This window comes from Arthrobacter sp. TMP15 (assembly GCF_039529835.1).
In the GTDB taxonomy this organism is placed as follows: domain Bacteria; phylum Actinomycetota; class Actinomycetes; order Actinomycetales; family Micrococcaceae; genus Specibacter.
Genome location: NZ_CP154262.1, coordinates 1,809,381 through 1,835,725, shown reverse-complemented (window position 1 = coordinate 1,835,725; position 26,345 = coordinate 1,809,381). Strand labels below are relative to the sequence as shown.

At 56.2% G+C, this 26,345-nt stretch carries 24 protein-coding genes; 3 read left to right on the top strand and 21 right to left on the bottom strand.

Features of this window, described 5'->3' with window-relative positions; all coding sequences use genetic code 11:
- Positions 1-3: 3 nt before the first annotated feature.
- The 16 genes from AAFM46_RS08030 to AAFM46_RS07955 all read right to left on the bottom strand — a co-directional run bounded on the left by AAFM46_RS08030 (position 4) and on the right by AAFM46_RS07955 (position 18,224).
- On the bottom strand, positions 4-2,850 hold the full coding sequence (locus AAFM46_RS08030; RefSeq protein ID WP_343317325.1) for a DEAD/DEAH box helicase: 2,847 nt from the start codon (positions 2,848-2,850) through the stop codon (positions 4-6).
- Positions 2,851-2,869: 19 nt separating this feature from the next.
- On the bottom strand, positions 2,870-3,670 hold the full coding sequence (tatC, locus tag AAFM46_RS08025; protein WP_283526953.1) for a twin-arginine translocase subunit TatC: 801 nt from the start codon (positions 3,668-3,670) through the stop codon (positions 2,870-2,872).
- A gap of 59 nt (positions 3,671-3,729) precedes the next feature.
- Entirely contained in the window at positions 3,730-4,056 is a 327-nt protein-coding gene (tatA, locus tag AAFM46_RS08020; RefSeq protein WP_283526952.1) for a Sec-independent protein translocase subunit TatA, read from the bottom strand.
- A 21-nt stretch (positions 4,057-4,077) separates the two neighbouring features.
- Positions 4,078-4,449 carry a hypothetical protein gene (locus AAFM46_RS08015; protein ID WP_283526950.1) on the bottom strand — a complete coding sequence of 124 codons (372 nt, stop codon included), beginning with the start codon at positions 4,447-4,449 and terminating at the stop codon, positions 4,078-4,080.
- A 9-nt stretch (positions 4,450-4,458) separates the two neighbouring features.
- Complete coding sequence (locus tag AAFM46_RS08010) at positions 4,459-6,549, bottom strand: WYL domain-containing protein (RefSeq protein WP_343317324.1); 2,091 nt, start codon at positions 6,547-6,549, stop codon at positions 4,459-4,461.
- Between the two features lie 203 nt (positions 6,550-6,752).
- Positions 6,753-7,148 carry an FKBP-type peptidyl-prolyl cis-trans isomerase gene (locus tag AAFM46_RS08005; protein ID WP_343317323.1) on the bottom strand — a complete coding sequence of 132 codons (396 nt, stop codon included), beginning with the start codon at positions 7,146-7,148 and terminating at the stop codon, positions 6,753-6,755.
- Positions 7,149-7,178: 30 nt separating this feature from the next.
- Positions 7,179-8,135: an FKBP-type peptidyl-prolyl cis-trans isomerase gene (locus AAFM46_RS08000; RefSeq protein WP_343317321.1), complete on the bottom strand. Its 957-nt coding sequence runs from the start codon at positions 8,133-8,135 to the stop codon at positions 7,179-7,181.
- Between the two features lie 194 nt (positions 8,136-8,329).
- Positions 8,330-9,703, bottom strand: a complete 1,374-nt coding sequence (gene pafA, locus AAFM46_RS07995; RefSeq protein WP_343317320.1) for a Pup--protein ligase — start codon at positions 9,701-9,703, stop codon at positions 8,330-8,332.
- Positions 9,704-9,790: 87 nt separating this feature from the next.
- The gene (gene prcA, locus AAFM46_RS07990) at positions 9,791-10,531 is read right to left on the bottom strand and encodes a proteasome subunit alpha (protein ID WP_343317319.1); all 741 of its coding nucleotides are present in this window, start codon (positions 10,529-10,531) and stop codon (positions 9,791-9,793) included.
- A gap of 1 nt (position 10,532) precedes the next feature.
- A complete protein-coding gene (gene prcB, locus AAFM46_RS07985) occupies positions 10,533-11,354 on the bottom strand; it encodes a proteasome subunit beta (protein ID WP_343317318.1) in 822 nt (273 codons plus the stop codon).
- Positions 11,355-11,360: 6 nt separating this feature from the next.
- Complete coding sequence (locus AAFM46_RS07980; protein WP_283526934.1) at positions 11,361-11,567, bottom strand: ubiquitin-like protein Pup; 207 nt, start codon at positions 11,565-11,567, stop codon at positions 11,361-11,363.
- A 141-nt stretch (positions 11,568-11,708) separates the two neighbouring features.
- Positions 11,709-13,286: a depupylase/deamidase Dop gene (gene dop / locus AAFM46_RS07975; protein ID WP_343320418.1), complete on the bottom strand. Its 1,578-nt coding sequence runs from the start codon at positions 13,284-13,286 to the stop codon at positions 11,709-11,711.
- A gap of 14 nt (positions 13,287-13,300) precedes the next feature.
- Positions 13,301-15,028: a proteasome ATPase gene (gene arc, locus AAFM46_RS07970; RefSeq protein WP_343320416.1), complete on the bottom strand. Its 1,728-nt coding sequence runs from the start codon at positions 15,026-15,028 to the stop codon at positions 13,301-13,303.
- A gap of 123 nt (positions 15,029-15,151) precedes the next feature.
- Complete coding sequence (locus tag AAFM46_RS07965) at positions 15,152-16,234, bottom strand: tRNA (adenine-N1)-methyltransferase (RefSeq protein WP_343317317.1); 1,083 nt, start codon at positions 16,232-16,234, stop codon at positions 15,152-15,154.
- An 80-nt stretch (positions 16,235-16,314) separates the two neighbouring features.
- On the bottom strand, positions 16,315-17,490 hold the full coding sequence (locus AAFM46_RS07960; protein WP_343317316.1) for a site-2 protease family protein: 1,176 nt from the start codon (positions 17,488-17,490) through the stop codon (positions 16,315-16,317).
- Positions 17,487-18,224, bottom strand: coding sequence for an HAD family phosphatase (locus AAFM46_RS07955; protein WP_343317315.1), 738 nt, complete (start codon positions 18,222-18,224; stop codon positions 17,487-17,489). Before AAFM46_RS07955 ends, AAFM46_RS07960 begins: the two co-directional genes overlap by 4 nt.
- 106 nt (positions 18,225-18,330) lie before the next feature.
- Here AAFM46_RS07955 and AAFM46_RS07950 point away from each other — a divergent pair, with 106 nt between their 5' ends.
- On the top strand, positions 18,331-19,212 hold the full coding sequence (locus tag AAFM46_RS07950; protein WP_343320414.1) for a PAC2 family protein: 882 nt from the start codon (positions 18,331-18,333) through the stop codon (positions 19,210-19,212).
- A 117-nt stretch (positions 19,213-19,329) separates the two neighbouring features.
- On the opposite strand, the gene mshC is transcribed toward AAFM46_RS07950, so the two are convergent.
- Both mshC and AAFM46_RS07940 read right to left on the bottom strand, forming a co-directional pair.
- Positions 19,330-20,622, bottom strand: coding sequence for a cysteine--1-D-myo-inosityl 2-amino-2-deoxy-alpha-D-glucopyranoside ligase (gene mshC / locus AAFM46_RS07945; protein WP_343317314.1), 1,293 nt, complete (start codon positions 20,620-20,622; stop codon positions 19,330-19,332).
- 343 nt (positions 20,623-20,965) lie between these two features.
- Positions 20,966-21,802: an undecaprenyl-diphosphate phosphatase gene (locus tag AAFM46_RS07940; RefSeq protein ID WP_343317313.1), complete on the bottom strand. Its 837-nt coding sequence runs from the start codon at positions 21,800-21,802 to the stop codon at positions 20,966-20,968.
- Positions 21,803-21,894: 92 nt separating this feature from the next.
- Here AAFM46_RS07940 and AAFM46_RS07935 point away from each other — a divergent pair, with 92 nt between their 5' ends.
- The gene (locus AAFM46_RS07935; protein ID WP_343317312.1) at positions 21,895-22,833 is read left to right on the top strand and encodes an aldo/keto reductase; all 939 of its coding nucleotides are present in this window, start codon (positions 21,895-21,897) and stop codon (positions 22,831-22,833) included.
- Between the two features lie 151 nt (positions 22,834-22,984).
- Here the strand turns inward: AAFM46_RS07935 and AAFM46_RS07930 are convergent, their stop codons facing one another.
- Positions 22,985-23,284 carry a hypothetical protein gene (locus AAFM46_RS07930; protein ID WP_283526916.1) on the bottom strand — a complete coding sequence of 100 codons (300 nt, stop codon included), beginning with the start codon at positions 23,282-23,284 and terminating at the stop codon, positions 22,985-22,987.
- Positions 23,285-23,414: 130 nt separating this feature from the next.
- Here AAFM46_RS07930 and AAFM46_RS07925 point away from each other — a divergent pair, with 130 nt between their 5' ends.
- Positions 23,415-23,654 carry a DUF5703 family protein gene (locus AAFM46_RS07925; protein ID WP_283526913.1) on the top strand — a complete coding sequence of 80 codons (240 nt, stop codon included), beginning with the start codon at positions 23,415-23,417 and terminating at the stop codon, positions 23,652-23,654.
- A gap of 94 nt (positions 23,655-23,748) precedes the next feature.
- On the opposite strand, the gene AAFM46_RS07920 is transcribed toward AAFM46_RS07925, so the two are convergent.
- Both AAFM46_RS07920 and AAFM46_RS07915 read right to left on the bottom strand, forming a co-directional pair.
- Positions 23,749-24,900: an acyl-CoA dehydrogenase family protein gene (locus AAFM46_RS07920; RefSeq protein ID WP_343320412.1), complete on the bottom strand. Its 1,152-nt coding sequence runs from the start codon at positions 24,898-24,900 to the stop codon at positions 23,749-23,751.
- Positions 24,901-24,930: 30 nt separating this feature from the next.
- A complete protein-coding gene (locus tag AAFM46_RS07915) occupies positions 24,931-26,235 on the bottom strand; it encodes a M20/M25/M40 family metallo-hydrolase (protein ID WP_343317311.1) in 1,305 nt (434 codons plus the stop codon).
- Positions 26,236-26,345 lie beyond the last annotated feature (110 nt).

Genomic DNA, 26,345 nt, shown 5'->3' with positions numbered 1-26,345 from the left:
CTGTTATTCCACCACAGTGGTGTAAGCCACTACTCCTCGGCGCACAAGATCCATCGCGGAGCGGCATACGGATGCGAAGCCTGGAGGCATCGAGGTGACTTGTGAGAGTTGCCCCAGTAGGTCAATGACCTGTTTGCACCAGCGCACAAAGTCTCCGGCGGCGAGGTCGGTGCCTTGAAGTGCCTCGTGGAGGCTGCGGCCCTTCGCCCACTTGTACATGGGCCAGAGCAGTCCCAGTTCGGGTTCGCTTGTCAAGGGAAGCCTGTGCGATTCCTCGGCGTCCTGGAGCCCTGTCCACAGCACAATGACGTCTTCAACGGCTTGCTCCATACTGACGCTGGGCATCCTGGGCCGGGCTCCCTCGGCGTCGCGCTTGGATTGGTAAACCAAGGTGGTGACAAAGGCGGCCAACTCAGGCGCGTCCAGATCCTCAAACGATCCCTGGCGTAGCGCCAGCGCAATCAAAAGATCCTTCTCTCCGTAGACCCGGCGCAGGCGTTGACCATCCCGGCTTGGTTGCAGATTCCCACCAGCATCGGCAACCACAAAGCCATAGCCGGAGAGCAGATCAATGACCCTGTCAAAAGTGCGGGCAATAGTGTTCGTTCGTGCCTGGATGGCCCGGATGATCCCATCCGTTTCTTTGCGCAGTTTCCACCATCGCTCAGACCATCGGGCATGGTCTTCCCTATCGCTACAGGCATGGCAAGGGTGAGCGCGCAACGCCCTTCGCAGGGTTGCAATGCCCTCATTCTCAACACCAACCAGGTCCTGGTCTCGGTGCGCAAATTCTGCCGAGCGGTGTGGGCGTTGTCCGGACGTATCCGCCAAGCGGGCCTGAACAGCGGCCAGTAGATTTCTTTTGTCCTTGGGAACCCTGGCATTGAATCCCTTTGCGATCCGCACTTGGGCGAGCGCCTCAAGCGGGGCGTTGAGGTCATGCAGGCTCAGCCGGCGGTACTCCTTGTCCACACCAAGTATGCCGGGCCGTGGAGCACGAGAGTTGGCATCAGCATCAAGTACGACCGCGTAACCTGCGTTGCGCCCAACGGGAATCATAATCACGTCTCCGGCGCGCAGATTGGCCACAGATTCCACGATGGTCTCACGGCGCTGCTTGGCTTTTGATTTCGAGGCCCCAGATTCGTGATCGGAGAGTTCACGGCGCAATTTGGCATACTCGGTAAAGTCACCCAGATGGCAACTCATGGACTTTTCGTAGCCAGCCAGAGACTCTTCACGCGAGCGGACTTGACGGGCCAAATCAACCACGGAACGATCAGCTTGAAACTGAGCAAAAGAGGACTCTAAGATCTGGCGTGTTCGAGGGCGACCAAACTGCGCAACGAGGTTAATGCTCATGTTGTACGTGGGACGGAAGCTTGAGTTCAATGGGTAGGTGCGTTTTGAGGCTAAACCGCCCACAGCTGCCGGGTCAGTGCCGGGTTGCCACAGCACAACAGCGTGGCCTTCAATATCGATCCCTCGACGTCCGGCCCGGCCCGTTAGCTGGGTGTACTCCCCCGCAGTGATGGCCACATGGGCTTCGCCATTGTATTTTTCCAGCTTTTCCAGAACAACCGTCCGGGCCGGCATATTAATGCCCAGTGCCAAGGTTTCCGTGGCGAAGACAGCTCGCACAAGACCATCTGCAAACAGGTCCTCAACAACTTCTTTGAAACTGGGCAGCATGCCCGCGTGGTGCGCAGCGAGACCGCGCAGTAGGCCGTCGCGCCAACCCCAAAAGCCTAAAACGTCTTTGTCCGCATCCGGAAGTTCGGCGCAGGCCGAGTCCACGCGCCGGGCAATTTCGCTTCGCTCTGTCTCAGTTGTCAGCCACAATCCAGCTGCTGCGCATTGTTGCACGGCGGCGTCGCAAGCGGCCCGAGAAAAAATAAAAGTAATGGCCGGGAGCAGATCTTGGCTCTCCAGGGCACGTATCACTTGTGGCCGCGATGCCGGTTTGGCCCAACTTTGCCCGTCATTGTGTTGCCCGCGCCCGCGAGAGCCCCCCGAGCCTCGACGGCCGTGGCTGTTGCCCTTACCTGTGCTGACAGATTCCGAGCGTGCAAGTTTTAGCAGCTCAGAGTTGATCTTGGGAGTTTTGGCACCGCTGGTGCTGGTGGTTTCCACCGCGATCTGATCAAAGGGTATGTTCTCCGCGAACAAGTCAACCAAGTCGCGTCGGACCATCACGTGTTGCCAGAGAGGCACAGGGCGGTGTTCTGAGACGACCACTGCCGTGTCTCCACGCACGGTGCCAAGCCAGGCACCAAACTCTTCTGCGTTGGAAACAGTGGCGCTCAGGGAGATGACGGACACTTCACTTGGCAGGTGGATGATTACTTCCTCCCATACAGCCCCCCTGAAGCGGTCTGCTAGGTAGTGAACTTCATCCATCACTACATAGGAAAGCCCCGTCAAAGTGTGGGAATCGGCGTATAACATGTTTCGCAGTACCTCGGTGGTCATAACCACCACCGGAGCTTCGGAGTTCACGCTGGTGTCCCCCGTTAGCAGGCCCACGTTGTCAGCACCGTACTTGGCTGCCAGCTCCTGGAATTTTTGGTTGCTCAGTGCCTTGATGGGGGTTGTATAAAATGCCTTGTTTCCCCGGGTGAGTGCCAGATGAACTGCAAACTCACCCACGATCGTCTTGCCGGCACCTGTGGGTGCGGCAACCAAAACACCGCGGCCAGCCTGAACGGCCCGGCACGCGGTGTCTTGAAAAACGTCTAAGTCAAAGTCCAGCCCTGCCTTAAAGTCTCCGAAATCTGTTCCTTGGTCCTGAACTCGCAGCTTGGCTGCCAGAAAGCGTTCGGAAGGACTGGGCATTTCTGAGCTTGGCATAGTACTAGCCTACGTCAGCTTAAAGGATCTCCAAGTCCTTCGAGGGTGTGGGCAGATCCGCGTTGCCTTCGGACTCCTTGGCCTTTTTAGCGTCGCGTCTATCACGTCGCTTGTCGTTGAGTATGCACAAACCAATGGCACCGAAATATAGTATCAACAGCGGGGCACCCAGGAAAAACATGCTCATGACGTCCGACCCCGGGGCTGCCATCGCCGAGACGATGGTTACGCCCAGAATGGTGAAGCGCCAAGCCTTCAAGTAGGTCCGGCCGCGGACCAAGCCAATAGCGTTGAGCGCAAAAAGTAGAACAGGTACCAGGAAGGCCACGCCCATAAACAGCATGAGTTGCATAGCGAAATGCAGGTACTCAAGCGCCGTAATGATATTTGCGCTTTCACTGCCTGCTGGTGTGAAAGACGTGAGGGCCTTCACAATATTTGGCCAAATAAGCCAACCAGCATAAATCCCAGCAAGGAAAAGTGGTACCGAGGCCAACATATAAGAAAGGGTGTAGCGGCGTTCTTTCTTAGTAAGCCCGGGGGTAATGAAAGCCCACAGCTGGTATATCCATACGGGTGAGGCGATGATCAGCCCAAGAATCAGGGAAATCTGGATCTTCAAGTCAAAGGACGTCGTAACACCCTGAAAGTTCAGGGTTGCAACGATGTTCCGTTCATGGCTGATATCACGCAAAGGCTGCGTCAGAGCAAACAGGAGCGGATCATAGATAATCCAGCCAAGAACAACTCCTGGCAGCATAGCCAAGGCGCTCTTAAAGAGCCTATTTCTGGCTTCAATTAGGTGCGCTTTGAGCGGCATCCGTCCTTCGGGATTCGCTTTACGACCTTTTTTGGCACCCACCGGTTCCGCAATCGTTTCTATGACTGAGCGCCGGTACCGGTTCCGGTGCCCTCGCCCTGTGTATTTCCCTGCGTGGGGTTATTGACAATCTTGCCCTCGAAGGGTGCCTCGGGTGCTGAGGGAGCACTCGATGCATGGGGGGCTGTAGATGCGGCGGGTGGAGCTGACGGGGTGGAGGCATCTTCCTTGCCGTCGTTCTTCATCTCCTTGACCTCAGATTTGATGATCCGCATGGACTGGCCCAGACTACGGGCCATGCCCGGCAGTTTTGGGGCTGCGAAGAGCAAGAGGACAACAATGATGATGATGGTGATAGCCCAGGGGCTCTCAAAAAGTCTTCCCACGGTAAAGCCTTTCCTTTTGGTTCATCCTACGTCTTGTATTGCTTCGATGTCGCGCAAGGATTGGAGCTGTCCGCGTTCTTTCCTGCGGGCGACGCGCCTTTGAAGTCGGAGAAAACGCCGTTCTTCTTTGGTAGCTAGGTAATCATCCTTCATTTTTTCAGGTGAGGCAAAAACAGCACTACCTGGCACAACGCTTCGTGGCTCGATGACCTGAGCAATCGTGGCTTTTTCTATACTTGAATCCCAATAGGCAGCCCGCTCGGCCGAGACTTCGCTAAAAGTGCGGACCGTGGAGGTGGCTCCACGCCACAGTTTAAAGCCCAAAAAGGCGATGAAGAGCAGTGAGAGCGCTACAAGCGCCAACCAAATAAGAATCCAAGACCACCAGAGCATCCTGTGAGTCTATCTGCCCTGGCTGGGAGGTGCCGGAGTGTTTTCGCCCACAGCGTCATAGTTTGCAGCTGCGCCAGCCAACCATGCCGCCGCAGCAAGCCGAACAGTCTCCGGAGCCGCAACTCTGGCGTGTCCTCCGAGCCGAGCCATGAGCGGGGCAAGCATGGCAGTGTCACCCACTAACAGCCGCAGACCGACCAGATCGGAGACCTCATCCGTGTCCTCGCCGGGTCCGCCAGCCGTGCTTACTGCATAGATTGTGGCGTTGTACGCTGGGCTCAGACGTTGGGCGGTGGCAACATCGGTGAGTAAATCTATTGCGATGTCGTTGCTGTTTGGATGATAAATACCGTTACTGGAGTCCCAGCTCACGGTATCGCCGACGGCATGTTCCTGTGCATCGCCCTCTACCAGCTCCTTGATGTGATCAACCCGGAAGCTGCGTAGTTCCTGTGCTTGTCGGCACCAGGCGCGCACATACCAGAGAGAGTCCATAGAGAATAGCCGGCGAGGTTCAATAACGCGTTTACTCACCTCATCTCGGGTGCGCACCAAGTAAGAGATGGTGCAGGCGCGGGAGTTATCGATCGCTCTTTGCAATGTTGCGATGGTTTCGATTTCCGTGCCGGAGACCAGGTGAAGGCCTACAACATTAGCCAGCCAGGCATCCGGGCCAGCAACAGCACTCACTGAATCTATGGCCCGTTTCAGTGCTTGTTCTTCTCCCGTGTTAGCAATGGCAGTGAGGGCTTGCAGACCAACAAGCACAGAGCAGGCTTCCTCTTGAGTTAGCCGCAGGGGGGCTGAGAGTGTTTCAGCATCTCTGATGAATACTTGCCCGGTTTCAGTGCTTACATCCATCAGATCGCCGTGGAAGTAACCTGGTAATCCAGTGACGTTTAGTGTGTCTTGATCCTTAGACCAGTCGCGGGCGCTGATGCCAAATTCGCTGAGCACCTCGGCTTCGGTTACGCCCGGATTGGCTACCAGGTAAGGAACCATGGACAAAAGCCGTATTAGCCTGTCCCGGGAGTCCTTCTTCTTGGCAGGAGACGAGGCCAGGACTGCTTTTGCATCCAGACGAATGGGGGTCACAGCCGCTGCTTTGGCGGCTCCTTGCAACCTGCGAGCAACTGCCTCGCGAAACTCAGGAGGGGCCAAAACCAGACCCTGCGCACCCATGGCCGCGACGTCGTCGGCCATTAGCTCAGGTTCACGGAAGCTGATGTGTAGAACATCCCAGCCGTCCTTCGCCCATGGCGAATCTGAGATAATTTCAGTACCAGCCCGGCTACGTAACCAGTTGGCTGACCCAACCGGGACGGCTACCTCTGCCGTGTGGGTGGTGCCTGTGCCCAGCCGTGCAAGCACATTGGAAATAGAAAAATTGTGGGGACGCTCGAAGTTTTCTTGGATATGAACTTCAACGTCGGAGGTGATCCGTGACAGCCGAAAATTACGCTCTTGGGACTTCTGAACATCGAACGCAGCCAGATACCACTGCCCATACTTATTGCCCAAACCCAACGGTTGGACTGTGCGGTTGGCGCTCTCCGTGGCCCCCGTGCGGCGATAGCTAAAGGTCACAGGATGGTGATTGCGCAACGCGGCCCACAGGGGTTCAAAGGACGGCTCTGCAGTTCGAATACGCGACTGAGAGGTTCTTTGATCCTCATACCAGCTTGTCCCAGCGCGCGTAGCGATTTTGCGCAGTGCAGATTGCGCTGCGGCCCCAAGAGAGGCTTCAGCCCACAGGTTCGCGGCAATCGAGAGCAGTGTCATGGCCGATTCATCCAGACGTACTGCCGGGACACGGTACTCATCTGGATTGATCCGGTACAGCACTTGATCGTAGGTGTCATTGCCTTGGACTTCTGATTGCCTGATCGGGATGCCCAAGTCCAATAAAATCTTCTTGTCTCGCTCAAACATTCGTTCAAAAGAGGCATTAGCTCTGGCCCGCTCTTCGGCGCTGGAGGAAGAATCCACGTACCCGTTAATATTTTCACGCAGGTAGCTCTTGCTGTAGCCGCGGCGGGTCCCCAGCAGGGCAATCACCAAGTTTAATAGCCGTTCAGTGGCATCAATTTTTATGGACACATGGCCCACAGTACTAGCCGGTACGCCAACTTATCGCCAACGAGCGGGCCCGGCCAGGAAATGGCGGATTATTTGAAGGAATAGATCGCGGAGGTTAAAGGGAAACAATCTGGTCGCCAAGAAATACCTTGGCGACCAGATTGTTTGATATTTTTGTGGATCTCACCGGCGATGCCGGAGTGGGCCGCTTGTGAGAGTGGGCCTTACCGCACGCCCATCAGGTCAACGACAAAGATCAACGCTTCGTTAGGAGCGATCGCTCCGGCCGCGCCACGTGATCCGTAGGCTAATTCGGAGGGAATTTCCAGTCGACGGCGTCCGCCAACTTTCATGCCGAGCAGACCCTGGTCCCAGCCCTGAATAACCTGACCGATGCCGGCCTTGAACTCAAGAGGGGTGCCCCGGTTCCAGGAAGAATCAAATTCCTCACCAGTGGAGAAAGCAACTCCAACATAATGGGCTGAAATTGTATTTCCTGCAACGACTGCTGGACCTTCGCCCTCGATTAGCTCTTCAATGACCAGTTCGGTGGGGGCACCGTGTTCCGGGAAATCGATTTCGGGCTTGCTGCGGTCAAAGTTACGGGTTCCAAAAGACATGATGCTCCTCGTTGTGGAAGATTTTTCTAGTTACTGGACACCAAGGATATCAACAACAAAGACAAGATCGCCCTTGGCCTTACCCTGGCCGCCGTCGCCGTAAGCCAAGTCCTTGGGGATTACGAGCAGTACTCGTGAGCCTACAGTTTTACCCGTTAAGCCCTGAGTCCAACCCTTGATGACCTGGTTCAATCCAAAGGTGGCAGGTTCGCCCTTGCCAAAGCTGGAGTCGAAGACTTCCCCACCAACGAAGTTCACACCTACATAGTTGGCGACAAGCGTGTCGGTGGCCTTTAACGCGGGACCCTTACCAATGATCAGATCCTGTGCAACAAGTTCCGTGGGAGCCTTGGCGTCTCCGATGCTGATCTCCGGAACACCTTTGTCATTGTCCTTCACCGTTGGTAGGCCGGCGGGCGGGGTGACGCTCTCACCTTCTGGCTTGCTCAGCGGCTTGGCAACGTCACTGGCAGCCTCAATCAGGAACACTGTCAGGACTGTGGGCTGTGCGGGCGCTTCCGTGCCGCTCTGTGCGGCTGTGGCCTGGGGGTTGGCGTATGCCACGTATGAGCCGACCTTGGCGCCAACGAAAGTGTCATATACCACGGCGTTTTGTGCTTTGAATGTGTCGTCAAAGACAAGGCGCTGACCCGCTGGTTCGCTGAAGCTGTCTGCGGTGGCTTTCCCATCTTTAGCATTGAGCTCGATAGCCTGAAGGGTCACAGCTTGACCAGCCTTGACAGGCTCGCCTTTGCCCTCGTTGACAACCCGGATTGATTCGGATTGAACACTCAAGGGTGTGTCAAAAGTGACTTTGGGCGCTTTGCCTTTACCTTGATCCTGAACTTTCACCGATGCCAGGGCCTCGGCGTTGGCTGGTGGAATGGAGACGCTTGGGGCATTCGAGGAAGCAGGATCGGAGGATCCGGGTGAACATGCTGTCGTTAAGAGCAGCAGAGGAAGAAGCAGGGCAAGAAATCGGCGCACAGGCACACTTTCGAAGTTGGGAAAAGGATTATGGGAACAAACGGAGCGTAGTGAACACTTCGGGGCCATGAACAGCAATCAGCCTAGTGGCTAAAGCTGGACGGAACCTGCTTGTTGAGTTGAATGTAGATGTGAAAGAAGAACTCTGGTGTCTATTTTACGTGCTCAACCGGCGCCAAGGGTGGTGCTGCCTGTCAATGCCCGCCCCGCAGAGAAGCGATCATCGCATCCACTCTTTTATCCTGGCTCTTAAACGGATCCTTGCAGAGGATCGTTTGATGGGACCGATCATTGAGCTTCAAGTGCACCCAATCAACCGTGTAGTCGCGGCCGGCATCGCGTGCTGCTGTGACAAATTTTCCGCGCAAATGGGCGCGAGTGGTTGTTGGTGGCGTCTGTGTAGCTATGGCAATCTGGGCAGCCGTACTCACAGTTGCCGCTGCGCCACGCCTCTGAAGCTTGTTGAACAGTCCACGCTCGGGCGAAATATCGTGATAGCGCAAATCCAGCTGGCCAACTTCTGGTGACCCCCATTTTACCTGGTGCCGCTCAGCGTAAGCCCCCAGCAGTTTGGCCTTGATGGCCCAATCAATTTCCGTGTCGATACTTGAATAGTTTTCGGCTTCAACGGCATCCAGCGTACGTTCCCATAAATCCAGAATGCGTGGCACCAGCTCGTGATGAGCCCCGTTCGAGCGGACAAAGCTACTGACCTTCTCAAGATAATGCCGCTGAATTTCTATGGCTGTCAGAGTACGACCGTCAGCCATCTTCACAGGGTGCTTGCCTGTGATGTCGTTGGAGATTTCACGGATGCTGCGGATGGGGTTTTCCAAACGCATGTCACTCATGATCGTTCCGGCCTCAATCATGCGCAGAATTAAGTCCACGCTGCCCACTTTGAGCATCGTGGTGGTTTCAGACATGTTTGAGTCCCCCACAATGACGTGCAAACGGCGGTACAGCTCAGCATCGGCGTGGGGCTCGTCGCGGGTATTAATGATGGGGCGGGAACGGGTCGTGGCGGATGAAAGGCCCTCCCAGATATGGTCCGCTCGTTGGGAGAAAGCGTACTTTCCGCCCTGTTGCGCGGGAAGGACCTTCCCGGCCCCGGACAGTAGCTGACGGGTAACAAGGAAGGGTATGAGGATGTCTGCCAGACGATTAAATTCGCCCCTGCGAGGGATCAAGTAGTTCTCGTGGCTGCCGTAGGAGTTGCCCGCTGAATCCACGTTGTTCTTGAAAAGGAAGATTTGTCCCGGGTAGCCTTCGGTTTCCAGCCGATCCTGCGCCTCTTGAACGAGTTCGTGCAGGATCGTCTCCCCTGCCCTGTCATGGGCAATGAGTGAACCGATACTGTCGCATTCGGCAGTGGCATATTCGGGGTGCGACCCTACATCTAAGTACAGGCGTGAGCCATTGGGTAAGAAAACGTTGGAGGAGCGTCCCCAGCTCACCACTTTACGGAAGAGATACCTGGCAACTTCCTCCGGGGACAATGGACGTGAGCCGGGCGCAGAATATGTCACACCAAACTCAGTTTCTATCCCAAATATCCGCCGGTCCACTAGTGAGGCCTCCTAAGTTGTAGTGCATTAGTTGTTGTGCATGATTGCTTGCTGGGACTCTAACTGATTCTTCTAGCCTGGGTCGGTTCAGGGGGAAGAGTCTTGGCTAAGTTCCCTGGCGATGTCATTGGGTGTGAGTCGTCTGAAGGACCTAAATGAGCCACTTGACTGTGCCGGTGTCCGATCCAGGATGGCTACTTCCAAAGTGTTGGCCAACACGGGCTGGGCTGTCCCTGCGCCGGCGGCCGTCACTGCGGCCCGCGGCGTTTCCAAGGCGGTGACGGCCCAGCGTAGTGCTTTATCAAGTGTGGCCCCGGTGGACCAGAGGTGCTCAAGTTCTGCTTGTACCAAATCGGCTTTTCCCCCCATAGCCAGAAAACCAGATTCGTCAGAGATGGAGCCATCAAAATTCAGGCGAAAAATATGGTCCTCACCCTGCCGCTGCCCCACCTCAGCTACCGCGAGTTCTACTTCGTAGGGTTTTTGCTCTGCCGTGAAAACTGAACCTAGACTTTGTGCGTAAACACTGGCAAGACCACGGGCTGTTACATCAACTCGGTCGTATGAATAACCACGCACATCCGCGTAACGCACACCTGCTTGTCTCAGACTCTCAAACTCGTTGTACTTCCCCACAGCGGCGAACGCAATGCGGTCATAAATTTCACCGATCTTATGCAACGTTGGAGATGGGTTTTCTGCCACCAAGGCCATGCCGTCTCGGTAACTCAGCACTACTACTGACTTACCCCGAGCAATTCCTTTGCGGGCAAAATCGGCCCTATCCTTCATGACCTGTTCGGGGGAAACATAAAATTGTTGTGCCATGTTATGCCTCTCTTCGTTCCAGGGTCCGTTGGGTAACGATGGTCCCCACCACTGAAGCCAACACCTCCTGGGCAACCCTTGTTACGCCGTCGTCCCGCACAACATAAACCACCGGCCACAGCTTGCGCACAAGGTCAGGCCCGCCGGTGGCCGAATCGTCGTCGGCTGCGTCTACGAGGGCCTCCACCCCTACGGCTACGGCTTCATCTTGGGACAGCTCCGGGCGCCAGAGCTTCTTCAGCGCACCGCGGGCAAACACTGAGCCTGAGCCGATGCTGTGGTGTTCAAGCTCCTCATACCGTCCGCCAGTGACATCGTAGGAAAAGAGCCGCCCAACCGCTTGATCGCCGTCAATGCCGGCAAATAGCGGAACCACGGAGAGGCCCTGTAACGCCATGGGAAGGTTTGCCCGGATCATTGCGCCAAGTCGGTTCGCCTTACCTTCAAGACTGAGCAGCGTGCCTTCAATCTTCTCGTAGTGCTCAAGTTCAACCTGAAATAATCGCACAATATCGATAGCGATGCCGGCAGTTCCAGCGATCCCCAACACGGAGTATCTATCTGCCGGGAACACTTTCTCAATATGCCTGTTGGCGATCATGGAGCCCATGGTGGCACGGCGATCCCCTGCCATGAGGACACCACCGGCGAAGGTCAGGGCAACGATGGTTGTGCCATGTGGGGTTAGTGGAACAGTACCCGCGGGGATGTTTTGGCTGAACGGCAGCAGCCCCGGATTGGTGCGGCTGACATGGTCAAAGAACGACGACGAAGAACCTCCGGTTTCCAGCGCTGGAAAATTGCGGCTGCTGTGGGCACTCATGAGTCCCTACTGTCCACCTTTTTGGACAAAGCCGCGGACAAACTCCTCAGCGTTGACTTCAAGGACGCCGTCAATTTCATCGAGTAAATCATCCACGCCGGAGGTAGCCGCCTGGGCGGATCCAGAATCCGGGTTGGGGACCGGCAGGGGCACATCCTCGAGATGTTCCTCTTCGGGGCGGGAGGAGGTGTTCTTTTGTTCTTGCGATGCCATGATGAGTCCTTTTTGCGTGTTTCCCAGATACCGACACCGGCATCTGATCCCATCCTGCCACGGACGTGCAACATTTGTGTGCCGGTATCAACTGCGTCTCTCATGCAGCGGACCTTAAAAGCGGACCCTAAAAGCTGCCTGCTAATGAGTGTCGGATAACAATTGGCCCAGGAAATCCGCCAGCCCGTTGTTCTGATCAAAAAGAGATGCTGTTAATTCTGCAGTCCCACGCAGCGGCTCCTTGGTGGAAACACGCTGAAGTCGTCGCATCTCGGGTAGTTCAAAGATCACTGAATCCCAGCTGGCACCCACCACATGTGAACCAAATTCCTGAATACACCGGCCACGGAAATAGGCCCTGGTATCTGTCGGTGGTTGCTGAACAGCTGCACGAATTGATTCGTCGGTGACCACCCGTTGCATGCGGCCAAGCTGCAGAAGTTTGTAATAAAGTCCCTTTTCGGGACGGATGTCAGACCACTGCAAATCAATGAGCCCCAGCCTGGGGTCGTTCCACGCCATGTCATCGCGTGCTTTGTATTGCTGCATGAGGTTGAGTTTGGCCACCCATTCCAGCTGATTGGCAAGACTCATCGGATCACTGCCCAAGGCAGTGAGGACTTCTTCCCACTTGGCCAGTAGAGCTGCTGTGTGGCCGTCACCTGTTGCGGGATGGCTTGAACCGTTGGCTTCCGCATGCTTCCTGGCGGCGTTGAGGTACATCCACTGCACATCCAAAGCGCTGACACGCCGCCCATCTGTGAGCTGATGCGTTTGCTTCAGTTCCCAGTCGTGGCTGATGTCCTGCAGCGTAGAGACTGAATCGGAGAATTCCAGTTCCGGGGCATTTCCGTGCTCAATCATGTCAAGCACAAGTGCGCTGGTACCGAATTTAAGGTAGTTGGCAATTTGGCTGAGGTTTGCGTCGCCAATAATCACATGGAGCCGGCGGTACTTCGTAGCCACCGCATGCGGTTCATCCCGGGTGTTGATTATGGGCCGGCGAATGGTTGTTTCCAAACCAACCTCAGCCTCAAAGAAATCGGCTCGTTGGCTAATCTGGAAGCCAACCCCGGAGCCATCCTGGCCTATCCCAACCCTGCCAGCACCACACATAATGGCCCTTGTGACGAAGAAAGGCGTCAATCCTTGGACAATGCTGCTGAAAGGGACAGAGCGCGGCATCAAGTAATTTTCGTGGCTGCCGTAAGAGACCGCTTTGTTATCAGTGTTGTTTTTGTAAAGGTTAATCTCGGGCAACCCCGGCGTGGCGGCAATCCTGCGCACGGCCGCTAGCGCCACAAGGTCCCCGGCGCCATCCCAGCGGACAGCATCCAGAGGATTCGTCACCTCGGGCGAAGAATATTCCGGATGTGCATGGTCCACGTATAACCGTGCACCGTTACCCAACACCATATTCATCATTAAGGGAGCCGTGATGTCTGCGCACTCGCCGCCTTCAAGGGCAATCTGAGCTGCTGTTAATTCCGGTTCCACATCTGTGAGCTGACTGGGATGCGCGGACGCCCTGGGCACGGACCACCCGCGTGCATCAGCTAACGGATCCTCATCCGTGTAGTCCCAGCGTGTTTCACCCCCGGCTGCGGCACGCTGCTTGGTTGACTGTGAATAGGCGTGCACCACCTGGGTTGAAAGCCATGTGGCATTGAAGGTGCCGCCGCTTGGAGCATGAATCCCATATTCGGTTTCGGCACCCATCACCCGCACTACGCTCACAGGTACTGCCCCGTGTTGTGCATTGTTTCAAGGGTCCGCCCCGGCACCTGGCCTTCCTTGCTCTGCACGATCGTGCGAATGTAGGTGATCCGTTCACCCTTCTTACCCGAGATTCTTGCCCAATCATCGGGGTTGGTGGTGTTGGGCATATCTTCATGCTCGCGGAACTCATCAACAACAGCCCTGAGCATGTGTTCGATCCGAATGCCCCGTTCACCACTTGTCAGAAGGTCCTTAATGGCATACTTTTTAGCTCTATCAACAACGTTTTGGATGACAGCACCAGAGTTGAAATCCTTGAAATACAGCATTTCGGTGTCACCATTTGCATAGGTCACTTCTAGGAATTCATTGGCCTTGTCCGTGGCGTACATGGCTTCAACAGTTCGCTGGATCATCGCGTCTACTGTGTCCTGGACGCTACCGTTGTTTGCCACCAAGTCATCCGCGTGGAAAGGCAGCGCCGTTGTGACGTATTTTGCGAAGATATCTGCAGCAGCTTCCGCGTCTGGACGCTGAATCTTCACTTTTACATCAAGCCGGCCCGGGCGCAGGATGGCCGGATCAATCATGTCTTCACGGTTGGAAGCCCCAATAACAATGACATTGTCAAGACGTTCGACGCCGTCAATTTCGCTGAGCAGTTGCGGCACAATAGTTGTTTCCACATCTGATGAGACGCCCGTTCCGCGGGTGCGGAACAACGAGTCCATCTCATCGAAAAATACAACAACCGCACTTCCATCAGAGGCCTTCTCGCGTGCCCGGCTGAAAATGAGTCGTATTTGACGCTCAGTTTCTCCCACATACTTATCCAGAAGTTCGGGGCCCTTGATGTTCAGGAAATAGCTTTTTTGGTCTTTCACGCCCGAGCGTTCCCTGGCACGTTTAGCCAGTGAGTTGGCAACGGCCTTAGCAATGAGAGTCTTTCCACAGCCTGGCGGGCCGTAAAGCAGAATACCCTTGGGAGCCTTCAGACCGTGTTCAATGTACAAATCCGGATGCAGGAACGGCAGTTCCACTGCGTCGCGAATTTGTTCAATCTGGGATTTTAGTCCACCAATGTCCGAGTAGGAAATATCCGGTACCTCTTCAAGGATGAGGTCCTCCACTTCGGAACGGGGGATCTTTTCCAACGCGTAGCCTGTGCGGCCGTCAATAGTGAGTGCGTCGCCTACCTTGACAACACCACCTTGGAGAACCCCTGCCAAGCGCACAACACGTTCTTCATCGGCGCGGCCAAGAACCAGTACCCGGCTGGTGCCCAGCAGTTCCTTGACAGTGACTAACTCGCCAACCTTCTCGAAACCCAGAGCAGCGATGACTGTAAAAGCCTCATTGAGGAGCACTTCTTGGCCCACGGAAAGTTCGTTCATACGCAACAACGGGCTAAGACCAAGACGCATTTTCCGTCCAGAGGCGTAAACGTCCAAGCTTTCACGAGACTGTGCAGAGCTATTTCCTGAAACAGCCTCAGGCTTGTTAAGCGCCACGATGGTGCCAAAACTATAGGGTGGCTCGCCGTCGTTCTCCAGCGCCGATCGCAATTTCTGAATTTCCGCTTTGGCGGTCTCAAGAACTGCCACAAGTTTGGAGTTATTTGCCGTGGTCGAGGCCAGCTGCCGATCAAGGTTGCGCGCCTTGTCACGGAGCACGTTAAGTTGGCGTTCTAACACTGCTTGTTGGCCGGGCCCCGCTGTATAGCTGGTCCCTTGGGACCCCAGTGTGGGGACACTCGTAGGGGGAACGCCCTGGGCAGGGCTTTCCGGGGTGGAGTGAGTTGATTCGCTCATAACCATCGATCCTTCCGCAGCCGTGGCCGGCCGGTACAGCTGATTTTAGTGCGTTTATGCGTTGGAGACGGTTTCCTGACCGTTTCCTTCGTCTGTGGACTTACTCTTTGTCCGTTTCGTCTGGATCGTTGATGAGGCGTCCCTGGCAGCGCGGCGCAGTTTCTTATCAGAAACTGCGCGCTCCCCTACCGCTGCTGGAGTCCATGCATCCAGGTCTTCTTGGGCGAAGTCGGTCTTGGAGGCGCGACGTTTTAGTGTCATGCCGGTTACCCCGTCCGCGAGGCGGCGTGTGACCATCAGGAAACCGGTGTGTGCCACCATTCGATGGTCAGGACGGACAGCAAGCCCCTCCAGATGCCAGCCGCGTACCATCGACTCCCACGCGTCCGGCTCCGTGAAGCGGCCATCGGCCCGGATGGCCTCCGCAGTCCGGGAAAGCTGGGTCACCGTGGCCACATAGTTAATCCACACCCCGCCTGGTGCCAGCACTGTTGCCACAGCATCGAGACATTCCCACGGGGCAAGCATGTCCAGGACCACGCGGTCAATGCTACCCGGGGCTTCCTGTTCTACCACTTGATCTTGGAAATCACCCAGAGAGATCTTCCAGGCCGGGTGGGGACCACCAAAGATTGTCTCGACGTTGCCGCGGGCAATGTCAGCAAATTCTTCTCTGCGTTCAAAGGAATGCAGGTAACCGTTGTCCCCCACGGCGCGCAGTAGCGAGATTGAGAGCGCACCGGAGCCCACACCGGCTTCAACAACACGAGCACCCGGGTAGATATCTCCCATGGTGATGATCTGGCCGGCATCCTTTGGATAGACAACAGCGGCACCACGGGGCATTGACAGGACAAAATCTGAGAGCAGCGGACGGAGCGCTTGGTACTGCTGCCCAACGTTGCTCTCAACCATGGAACCTTCGGGAGCACCGATCAGCAGATCATGATTCAGGAAGCCCTTATGCGTGTGATAAGCGGTCCCCGGTGTCAATGTCACAGTATTCATGCGCCCACGCTCGTCGGTTAGCTGCACACGTTCGCCCGCGCGGAACAAGCCGCGGCGGGCGCCAGCACCATGCGGGGCGCCGGCACCATGCGGGGCCGTGGGTGCTTCGCTGGAGTTAATATGGTTCATAGGAAAGTCCTGTCTTGTGGGTACACGCAAAAATCAACTGTGCCGCTAGATACTGGCTGGTGGCTTCGATGGTGGGGAGGTCAAGAAAGTGGTTTGCCCGTAATGGCTGCAACAACCTTCGCCTGACTAAGTAATCCAGTGACTCTGCCTTCAACGTCGATCACCGCATATTCCATATCGGGAAGTTGGGAAAGGTAGGCCACTAGTTCAGCGCCTGCCGCCAGTTCGGGGACATAGGCGCCGGCGGACAGGCTCCGTGAAACAGCTGTTGCCGGCGTTGTGGCTGCCGCTTGTGGAGGTACATGCGCCAATGCATATTCATCAACCACAGAGGCGGGCCGACCATCTGTGCCAAAAAGAACTATGGGCTCACTAGGGTACTGACCCCGAAGAGTCCACAGTTGTGCCACCGAGCACTGGTTTGAAGCGCTAACAGCCCTTGCAGCCAAGGAACCTGCTGTGATGGCGGGCAAGCGTAAACGCATGGCCGCGCCCTTGATGGAGGCCGATGCCCCCATCCACAAAAATCCGGCCAAGAGGATAACGATAAAGGTGGTTGTTAGCTCGGGTTGAATACCGCGAAGGTATGGCAGCGCCAAAACTACTGCAACAATCACAATCACAATGACGCGCCCGGCCCAACCGGCAGCTATGGTTCCCTTTTCCTGGCTGCCAGTCGCTTTCCACACGATCGATTCAACGAGTCGTCCACCGTCGAGAGGCAACCCGGGAAGCACGTTGAACAACCCGATGAGTAAATTGGCCCAGATAAAGATGTTCGCCAGCAAGACAGCTATGGCCGTGCCCAAAGAGACACCTTCACTTGAAGCAACCTCGGGCAGGCCCAATTTAACCAGCCAGCCCAGCCCCGCCAGGACAAAGTTCGCAATGGGACCGGCGAAGGCCACTACAAGTGCCTTTCCGGGGGTTGCCTTGGAGAAATCAAACTCTGTATGGCCTCCCCACAGATTCAACACAATCTTGTGCGTGGTCCAGCCATATAGTTTGGCGGTTACAGCGTGGGCCAGTTCGTGGATGAGCACGGAAAACAGCAAGAGCAAAGCGTAGGCAAAGGCAACAAGATAAGCTCCCGCGCCCAGCGAAGGGTAGATCTGCTGTAATTGGGGGCCAAAAATGATCACGGTGACAGCGGCGATTAGAAACCAGGAGTTCGCCAAAATAATGGGTGTTCCCCGAACCGAGCCAAGGACAAGACCCTCACGCCGGGTCTTAGCTCCATCGATATCACCGCTCACAAAGCAGCTCCAGTAGGTGCTGCATGGGAGAGCAAAACTGCCGTGACGTCGTCGTACGTCCTGTGCGCCAGTGTGGGCCACGTTGTATGGCGGGAATCTTCAGGCAAGGGGACGGCATGCGGGATAGCAATTGTAGCCACACCGGAGGCTACAGCTGATGCCACACCAGGAATGGAGTCTTCCAGGGCCACACAATGGCGTGCCGTCAGCAACGGATCACGTTGGCGCAGACGCTCAACGGCCATCAGGTATGGCTCAGGGTGGGGTTTGCCGTTGGACACTTCATCCCCGGTGATCAGAAACTCAAAGTATTCCGAGTCGAGGGCACTGACAACCTCGCTGGCCAGATTCCGTTCGCTCATTGTCACCAGGGCACAACGCACGCCACGGCTCGCCAGCTCCGCTAGCAGCTCGCGGGCGCCTGGACGCCACGGAACTTGCCGGCGAATGCCGGCAATCACACGATGGGAGAGGTGATCGATGATCTCGCGAACTGACAGTTGTACACCAGCTTCTTGGAGTATCTTCGCCGAAGTAGCAAGCGCATTGCCCACCAGCGCCATAGCTTTTTCTTCGTCCCAGTGCCCGCCGTGAGCTCTCACAAGCTCAATTTCGGCCGCAATCCAGTAGGGCTCGGTGTCCACAAGGGTTCCATCCATGTCCCAAAGGACGGCCTTGAGAGTGGGTGCAGTGGTAGTCGCCTCGGGTGTGCCGGCGGCAGTCGATAAAAGCATGCTTCCAGTCTACGTGGCGTAGAGGCTGGAACCGTTTTCGTCCGTAGTGTGCGTGGTGTGTGGTGCCATGAACGGGTTGTCGCCGTAGGCTGGAACTGTGAGCAAAATCAATGATGGTGAATCCCCGCAAGTCGGACGGTTGCTGCAACCGGCGCCGGGCGAGGACCGTGTGACGGTGCTATTGGCTGCTTTTGAGGGTTGGAATGACGCCGGTGAGGCCGCTAGCGACGCTTTGAAGTACTTGCACAAATTGTGGGATGCGAAGAAAGTGGCAGTGATCGAGCCGGATGAGTACTACGACTTTCAGTTCACTCGTCCGGAGGTCAGGCTTGCTTCTACTGGTGGGCGCAAAATCAAGTGGCCGGTGACCAAAATTGCTCAGGCCAGCATCCCGGGTACCAACATTGATGTTGTTCTGGTTCACGGCATTGAACCCTCATACCGGTGGCGCGCCTATACAGCGGAACTGCTGGCCAAGGCAGCCCTGCTGAATGTGAATTATGTGGTGCTTGTTGGTGCGTTGCTTGCTGATGTTCCCCATTCTCGGCCTATTCCCGTCACAGCAACCTGTGACGATGAGCAGTTGAGTGAAAGGCTTAACCTTGAGGCGTCCCAATACGAAGGTCCTATTGGCATAGTGGGTGTTTTGAACGAGCTGGCGTTGTTGGCCGGTCTGCCCACCATTTCCCTGTGGGCTGCGGTGCCGCATTATGTTGCCCAAGCACCCTCCCCCAAAGCTGAGTTGGCACTGCTGAACCGCATTGAGGATTTCTTGCACGTTCCGCTTTCCACCGATGAACTGGCCGACGATGCTCAGGCTTGGGAACGAGGTGTGAACGACCTTGCCGCCGACGACGTTGAAATAGCCGCCTACGTTAAGCAGTTGGAAGAGGCCAAGGACACCGCAGAGCTACCCGAGGCTACGGGTGAATCGATCGCCAAAGAGTTTGAACGCTACCTTCGTCGCCGCGGTACAGACCAGCCTTAGAGGCACAGGGCTCGAGACTCAGATACCTATAAAGAGACAGATACAAAAGACAGACACAGAGACAGCACCGTTTGATTCTGCTGCCTCTGTGTCTGTTTGTATCTGTCTGCGAAATTGCTAGAGCTGAATTCCCAGAAGTGCCTCGAGTGTGTCAGAAACCAGGTCGGCGTCCCGTTCGGAAACCACTGGGTTTGCTCCTGCTGCGCCAGCTGTTGCCGCCCAAGCGTCAACGGCTGCCAGTGCACGTGGTGCATCCAGGTCTTGAGAAAGTGCCGCACGCAGTTCTGCCAGTAGAGGCTTGGCGGATCCTTCAGGAGCCAGCTGGACCGCTTTGCGCCAACGCTCTAGACGGTATTGCGCATTTTCCAGCAACTCCTGTGTCCAGAACCAGTCGACGCGGTAGTGGTGGGCAAGGATGGCCAGGCGAATGGCGGCAGGTTCAACGCCTTCCCGACGCAAAACAGAGACAAGAACCAAGTTTCCCAAAGACTTGCTCATTTTTTCGCCATCAAGTCCTACCATGCCTGTGTGGCTGTAGTGCTGCGCCATGGGAGTGCTTTCCAGCGCGTAGGCGTGTCCTGCTCCCATCTCGTGATGGGGGAAGATCAGGTCGCTGCCGCCACCTTGGACAATGAATGGTTTGGGCAGGAAGCGCTGAGCAATAATGGTGCATTCAATATGCCAGCCTGGGCGCCCCTCCCCCAGCGATGCGCCATCCCATAACGGCTCGCCTTCACGGGCTATGCGCCAGAGCAGAGGGTCAAGTGCATGGCGTTTACCTGCACGTTCCGGATCGCCGCCCCGTTCGGCAAAGAAGGTAAGCATCTCATCTGGACTGAGCCCGGAGATCTGTCCCAGCCACCAAGGGGAATCTAGTCCACCAGTTTGTTCCGATGCCGAGGCGGCCTCAACAGAGAAGTAAATATCTCCGTCCGGCTCCCCATTACTTCCCGGTACTGAATAGGCGATTCCAGCAGCGATGAGCTTTTCTACTTCCGGGACAATCCAGCTGATTGCTTCGACTGCGCCGATGTAATGATCAGGGGCCAATACGTTTAACGCTTCCATATCTGCTTGGAAGAGTTCTGTTTGGGAGAGCGCCAGTTCGCGCCAGTCTTGGCCGTCACGGGTGGCCCGTTCAAGCAGAGGGTCGTCAATGTCCGTGACATTCTGCACATAATTCACTGTGCGGTCCTGGTCACGCCATGCGCGGTTGAGCAGATCAAAAGCTACGTAGGTTGCTGCGTGGCCAATATGCGTGGCGTCATAGGGGGTGATGCCGCAGACGTACATACTGGCGGGTTCTGTGTCCGGTAAGGGAACCACCCGCTGAGTGGTGGTTTCATGCAGATGGATGCCGGGCATGAGGCCAGGCAGCTGAGGGAGGGCAAGAGACTTCCAAGTTTTCACAGCCTAAGCCTACCGGCCGAGGGGCCCGGGGCGCGCGAAGCGGGTCTGGGGAGGGTGGAAGGCGCTACCGGCCGAGGGGCCCCGGGGCGCGCGAAGCGGGTCTGGGGAGGGTGGAAGGCGCTACCGGCCGAGGGGCCCGGGGCGCGCGAAGCGGGTCTGGGGAGGGTGGAAGGCGCTACCGGCCGAGGGGCCCGGGGCGCGCGAAGCGGGTCTGGGGAGGGTGGAAGGCGCTACCGGCCGAGGGGCCCGGGGCGCGCGAAGCGGGTCTGGGGAGGGTGGAAGGCGCTACCGGCCGAGGGGCCCGGGGCGCGCGAAGCGGGTCTGGGGAGGGTGGAAGGCGCTACTAAGGCGTGATGACGCCAGTGCCGAGCAAGACATAAAGCAGCAAGCCCAACCCGATCCTGTACCAGACGAAAGGCCGGAAGCTCTTGGTGGAGATGAACTTGAGGAACCAGCCAATGATGAAGTAGCCCACGACGAAAGCAATAACAGTGGCTAGTGCTGTTTCGCCAATTCCAAAGGACCCGTCAGCGCTTTCGTGTCCTGACATGATTTTATAGAGCTCGTAAAAACCGCTGCCAAAAACTGCCGGAATAGCCAGCAGGAACGAGTACCGGGCGGCGGATTCGCGGGTATAGCCCATCAAGAGACCAGCTGTAATGGTGCCTCCTGAACGTGAAACACCCGGTATTAGAGCTAGGGCTTGGGCGAAGCCGTAAATGATGCCGTGCTTGTAGCTGAGGTCTTTGAGTTCCCTGTTTTGGCGGGCCACGGTGTCCGCAACCGCCAGAATCAACCCAAAGACAATTAGTGTCGTGGCAACGAGCCACAGGTTACGCAGAGTTGATTCGATATGACTTTGAAACAGCACACCGAGGATCACGATCGGCAGACTACCCAAGATGACCAACCAGCCCATGCGCACATCCGGGTCAGTTCCAGGGACCCTGCCGCGCAAAGATCCCCACCAGGCTTTGATGATGCGAACAATGTCGCGCCAAAAATAAACCAGCACTGCTGTCTCGGTGCCAAGTTGGCTGACGGCAGTAAAGGCGGCACCGGGGTCAGCGCCCGATGGCAGGAATTTGCCGACAACAAAAAGATGGGCGCTTGAGGAAATCGGGAGGAATTCTGTCAGGCCCTGGATTAGGCCTAAGAAGGCTGCTTCAAACCAGTTCACGGGTTTCAGCCTAAAGCATGTGCGGACATGTAGTGTCCAACCGGGGTATCGACGCGCGTTGTGCGCTCAAAGTTCACCGTAAGCTAGCACGTATGGAACAACGATTCATGGGCACCAGTGGGTTGCGCGTCTCCGCGCTGACCTTGGGCACAATGACCTGGGGCAATGAAACCGACGCAGAGACTGCCCGCACGCAGCTACGTGACTTTGTGGATGGCGGCGGAACAACTTTGGACACCGCGGTGAGCCACGTTGAGGGCCGTAGCGAGGCAATCCTTGGCGAGCTACTGGGGGATGTGGTCCCACGCAGCGATGTTGTTTTGATTTCCAAAGCGGGAATCAGTCATCGCAATGGAAAACGAATGGTTGATACTTCCAAACGGGCCATGTTGGCCGGTCTCGATGCCTCTCTTGCCCGGCTCGGCACCGATCATCTAGACCTGTGGCTGGCAAATATTTGGGATGAAAACGTGCCCTTGGAAGAAACCCTTGGGGCCCTTGAATATGCTGTCAGTAGCGGACGTGTCCGCTACGCCGGCGTGTCCAACTACAACGGCTGGCAGCTGGCGCGTGCCGCTACTTTGTCAGATACACCCATTGTGGCCAACCAGGTTGAGTACTCACTGTTGGCACGAGCCGCTGAGCAAGAAGTGATTCCTGCCGCCGAGCACGTAGGTGCCGGACTGTTGTGCTGGGCACCGCTGGGTCGGGGTGTGCTGACAGGCAAGTACCGTGGTCAGATCCCTGCCGATTCAAGGGCTGCCAGCGCCACCATGGGAAGCTACGTGGAGAAATACTTGGAAGGTCGCCCCAGCCGGATTACCGAGGCTCTCATTACCGCCGCAGACGGGCTGGGACGCAAACCGTTGGATGTAGCTCTGAGCTGGCTCCTAGAGAATCACGGTGTGTCTGCTGCGATTGTTGGCCCTCGCACTGGAGAACAATTAAAGGAAATTATGAAGTCGTCGCTGGCTCCGTTGCCGGACCAGATTGTCAAAGTACTCAGCGAGGTTTCACGTCCCCAGCGGTAGTTCTTTGTAAGAAAGTACTCACTTGTGAAGAAATACGGCGGGCCCTCCTTGGAGAGCCCGCCGTATTTTTTATAGTTCATATTCTGGCAGTTCAGTTCTCACAGCTCACCAGGTATCACCCACGGAGCTGTTGGATCACCCCGGCTGATTCTTAGCCGTGTGCATCCCCGCCGTCTGAATCCGCATCGTCTTGGTCATCATCATCGTCATCTTCATCATCGTCCTCGAAGTCAATATCGTCATCGTCGTTCTCACCGTAAATGACAAGTGGCGTCACTTCGTCAAAGGCATCAAAGAGGGCTTCTTCGTAGGCTTCAAAGGCGTCGATGATACCCAGGAAAGTTGCCTCGACAATCGGATCTTCTTCCCCTCGGCGCGCTGATGCGGCCACCAAGTGTTCTTCTAATGCTGTGGTCAAGGCGCTCAGTGCTGCGCGGGGTTCGATGCTCATGCGATTGACGGTACCAGTGTGCTAACAAACTTGAAAGTCCTTTTGCCTATGAGGCATCTAGCGTGGACCGCAACAGGTAGCTTTAGTATTGAACGCAAAGAAAATCCACAGGGGGCGGGAAGGACAGTCCATGAGGGAATCGCTGAAACCGGTACGCACAGGCCAAGGTGCGCCAGTGCGTCAATTCGAGTATCTCGTCATTACTGTGGGGTCAAGGGAGTCCGTTCCGGGTGCGTACCAGCGGTTGCGCGAGCATGCCGAATATGGCAAGTGGGAGCTCGAGCGCAGCACCCTGTACTTGGGTGGAGAACGGAAATATCTCATGCGCAGAAAAGTACTCCGAGTCGAGCGGACACTAACCATCTACTAGCGAACTCTTTGCTAGCCCACTTCTTTTCACCCGATTTCTAACGCGACTTCTAACGAGATGAACTGTTCACTGCGCCCGCCACCGAACGTGCAGGTTAGGGCTCAATTGGCCCCAACCACGCGTTGGCAATGGTTGAATGAGCCGACTCGTCATCTGAGGGGTGAAACATGCCCGCCAACACGTCTCGGTAGAGTCGGCCAAGCTCGTTCCCGGCGAAATAGGTCCCACCACCACTGACTCGAATGATGAGATCAACAACGGTTCTGGCCGTCTCGGTTGCCCGCACTTTTAGCCCTACCATTCTTGGGAACCATTGGCTGCCATGGTTCACAAGATTATCCACGTCCCTGGCTAGCGACTCCAACTGTGGGTACAGCCCATCCATGGCTAAAGCGGCATCCGCTATGCGCCACCGGATATCCGGATCTTGGGCGTAACTCTTCCCTGTTTTCTTGGATTTGCGTCGGTGAACAGTGGCTACTCCGAGTTCCAGCGCCCGCTCCCCCAAACCCGTATAGACAGCGGCAAGTAGCGTCTCAAAGCACGCAAAAATGGAGAAAATGAGCGGATCCGCTGTGGGGCCCACGGGAAGTTTTCGAAAAACACGATCCGCCGGTGCAACTGCACCGTTGAGCACGGTTGTATTAGATTGGCTGGCACGCATACCCAGCGTGTTCCAGTCGTCCTTGATGGTGTACCCAGGTGTTTCCCGAGTGATGAATGCGTGCACAAGGCAGGGTTCGTCTCCCGATTCATCCTTGCCGAAAATACCCAGTCGTGTCCACGCTGGGGATAAGGATGTAAAAATCTTGGTGCCGGTAAATGAATAGCTGCCGTCCTCCAATGCAGTGGCCACTGTGTTGGAGTCGAAAAGCACTGAGTCATTACCAGCCTCCGAGTTCCCAAAAGCAAATACTTCCCCGGCTACAGCTTCCTTGAGCACATAGTGCAGGGAGTCATCCCCGCGGCATGCGAGCAAATGTGCGACGCCGGTCCACACCAGATGCATATTGATCGCCAATGCTGTGGCTGGTGCCGCTGTTGCTAACCTGCGTTGCGCGGCGGCGACCTGTTCCAGACCAAAGCCAAGTCCGCCGTCGTCCATTGAGGCAAACATGCCCAAATATCCTTGCGCCTTCAGCTCGGCTAAGTCTTCATGAAAGAACTCATTGCGCTCGTCATAGCCTTTAGCCCGGTCCCGAAACCGCTCCAACAGCTCATCAGGTAGTAATTCTTTCAGTGGAATGCTCATAGGGCGTCGTTTCCTAGTAGTTGGTTAGTAGTTGCTCAGCAGGCGGTCAAGGACACGGACACCGAATTTGAGCGAATCAACCGGGACTCGCTCATCCACGCCGTGGAACATGCCGGTGAAATCCAGTTCAGGAGGTAGCTGAAGCGGCGCGAAACCGTAACCTGTGATGCCCAGACGGCTCAGTGACTTGTTGTCTGTGCCGCCTGAGAGTGTGTAGGGAAGCACCGTGGAGCCGGGGTCCTCGGCATGCAAGGAGTCAATCATGGCGTCAACGAGGTTGCCGGCAAACGGCGTCTCCAAGGACACATCGTTGTGGATGGTTGAGATTTCAACCCCCTCACCCGCCAGTTCACGGATGAGTTCTAGCACCTGTTCGTGCTGGCCAGGCAGTGTCCGGACGTCGATCATGGCTTCAGCGGTGCCTGGGATCACGTTGGCCTTGTAGCCGCCGCTGAGAAAACTCGGGTTGGATGTGTTTTGCAGCGTTGCACCAACAAAACGGGAGACCGTGCCCAACTGGCTCAGGAGTTTTTCCGGGTTAGACTCATCGAATTCAATACCCGTGAGTTCTGAAACACCTTCCAAAAATGCGCGTGTAGTATCCGTGTACTCAATGGGCCACTGGTAATCGCCGATGCGGGTAACCGCCCGGGCGAGCCGGGTCACGGCGTTGTCTGTATTGATATGGGAACCGTGGCCGGCCCGGCCATGGGCAGTCAGACGCAGCCAAGCAAGCCCCTTCTCCGCCGTCTGCAAAAGGTAGGCGCGTTTTCCATTGATGTCTGTGGAGAATCCACCTACTTCAGAGATTGCCTCGGTTGCCCCTTCAAAGAGCTCGGGACGGTTGTCCACCGCCCAACGCGCCCCATAAGTTCCCCCGGCTTCTTCATCCGCGAAGAATGCAAAAACAATGTCACGCTTAGGTTTCCGGCCCTCCCTGCTCATGGAGCGCATGACGGAGAGGATCATGGCGTCCATATCCTTCATGTCCACCGCGCCTCGACCCCAAATCAAACCGTCGCGTTCTTCTCCGGAGAATGGATCCACGCTCCAGTCGTGAGCTTGGGCGGGAACAACGTCAAGGTGGCCGTGCACCACTAACGCAGGAAGTGAGCGGTCAGTGCCTTCCATCCGAGTGATGACATTCGCGCGTCCCGGGGATGACTCGAACAGTTCCGCGGACAGTCCCACCTCTGAGATGAGGGCCGCCGTGTGCTCCGCAATGGCCCGCTCACCAGGACCTTCATTGTCGGCAAAGTTGCTTGTGTCGAATCGAATAAGATCGGCGCAGATACCTGCTACTTCGTCCTCGGCCCTGACAGTGTTCACGAGAAGACTCCTTTGTGTGGTGATGTCGTGTCCAGCCTACCTTCGGCCGAATTTGGCGGAGAATTTAATAGTGTTTCAAGGACCAAAAACCGGTACCAGTCAACGATTTT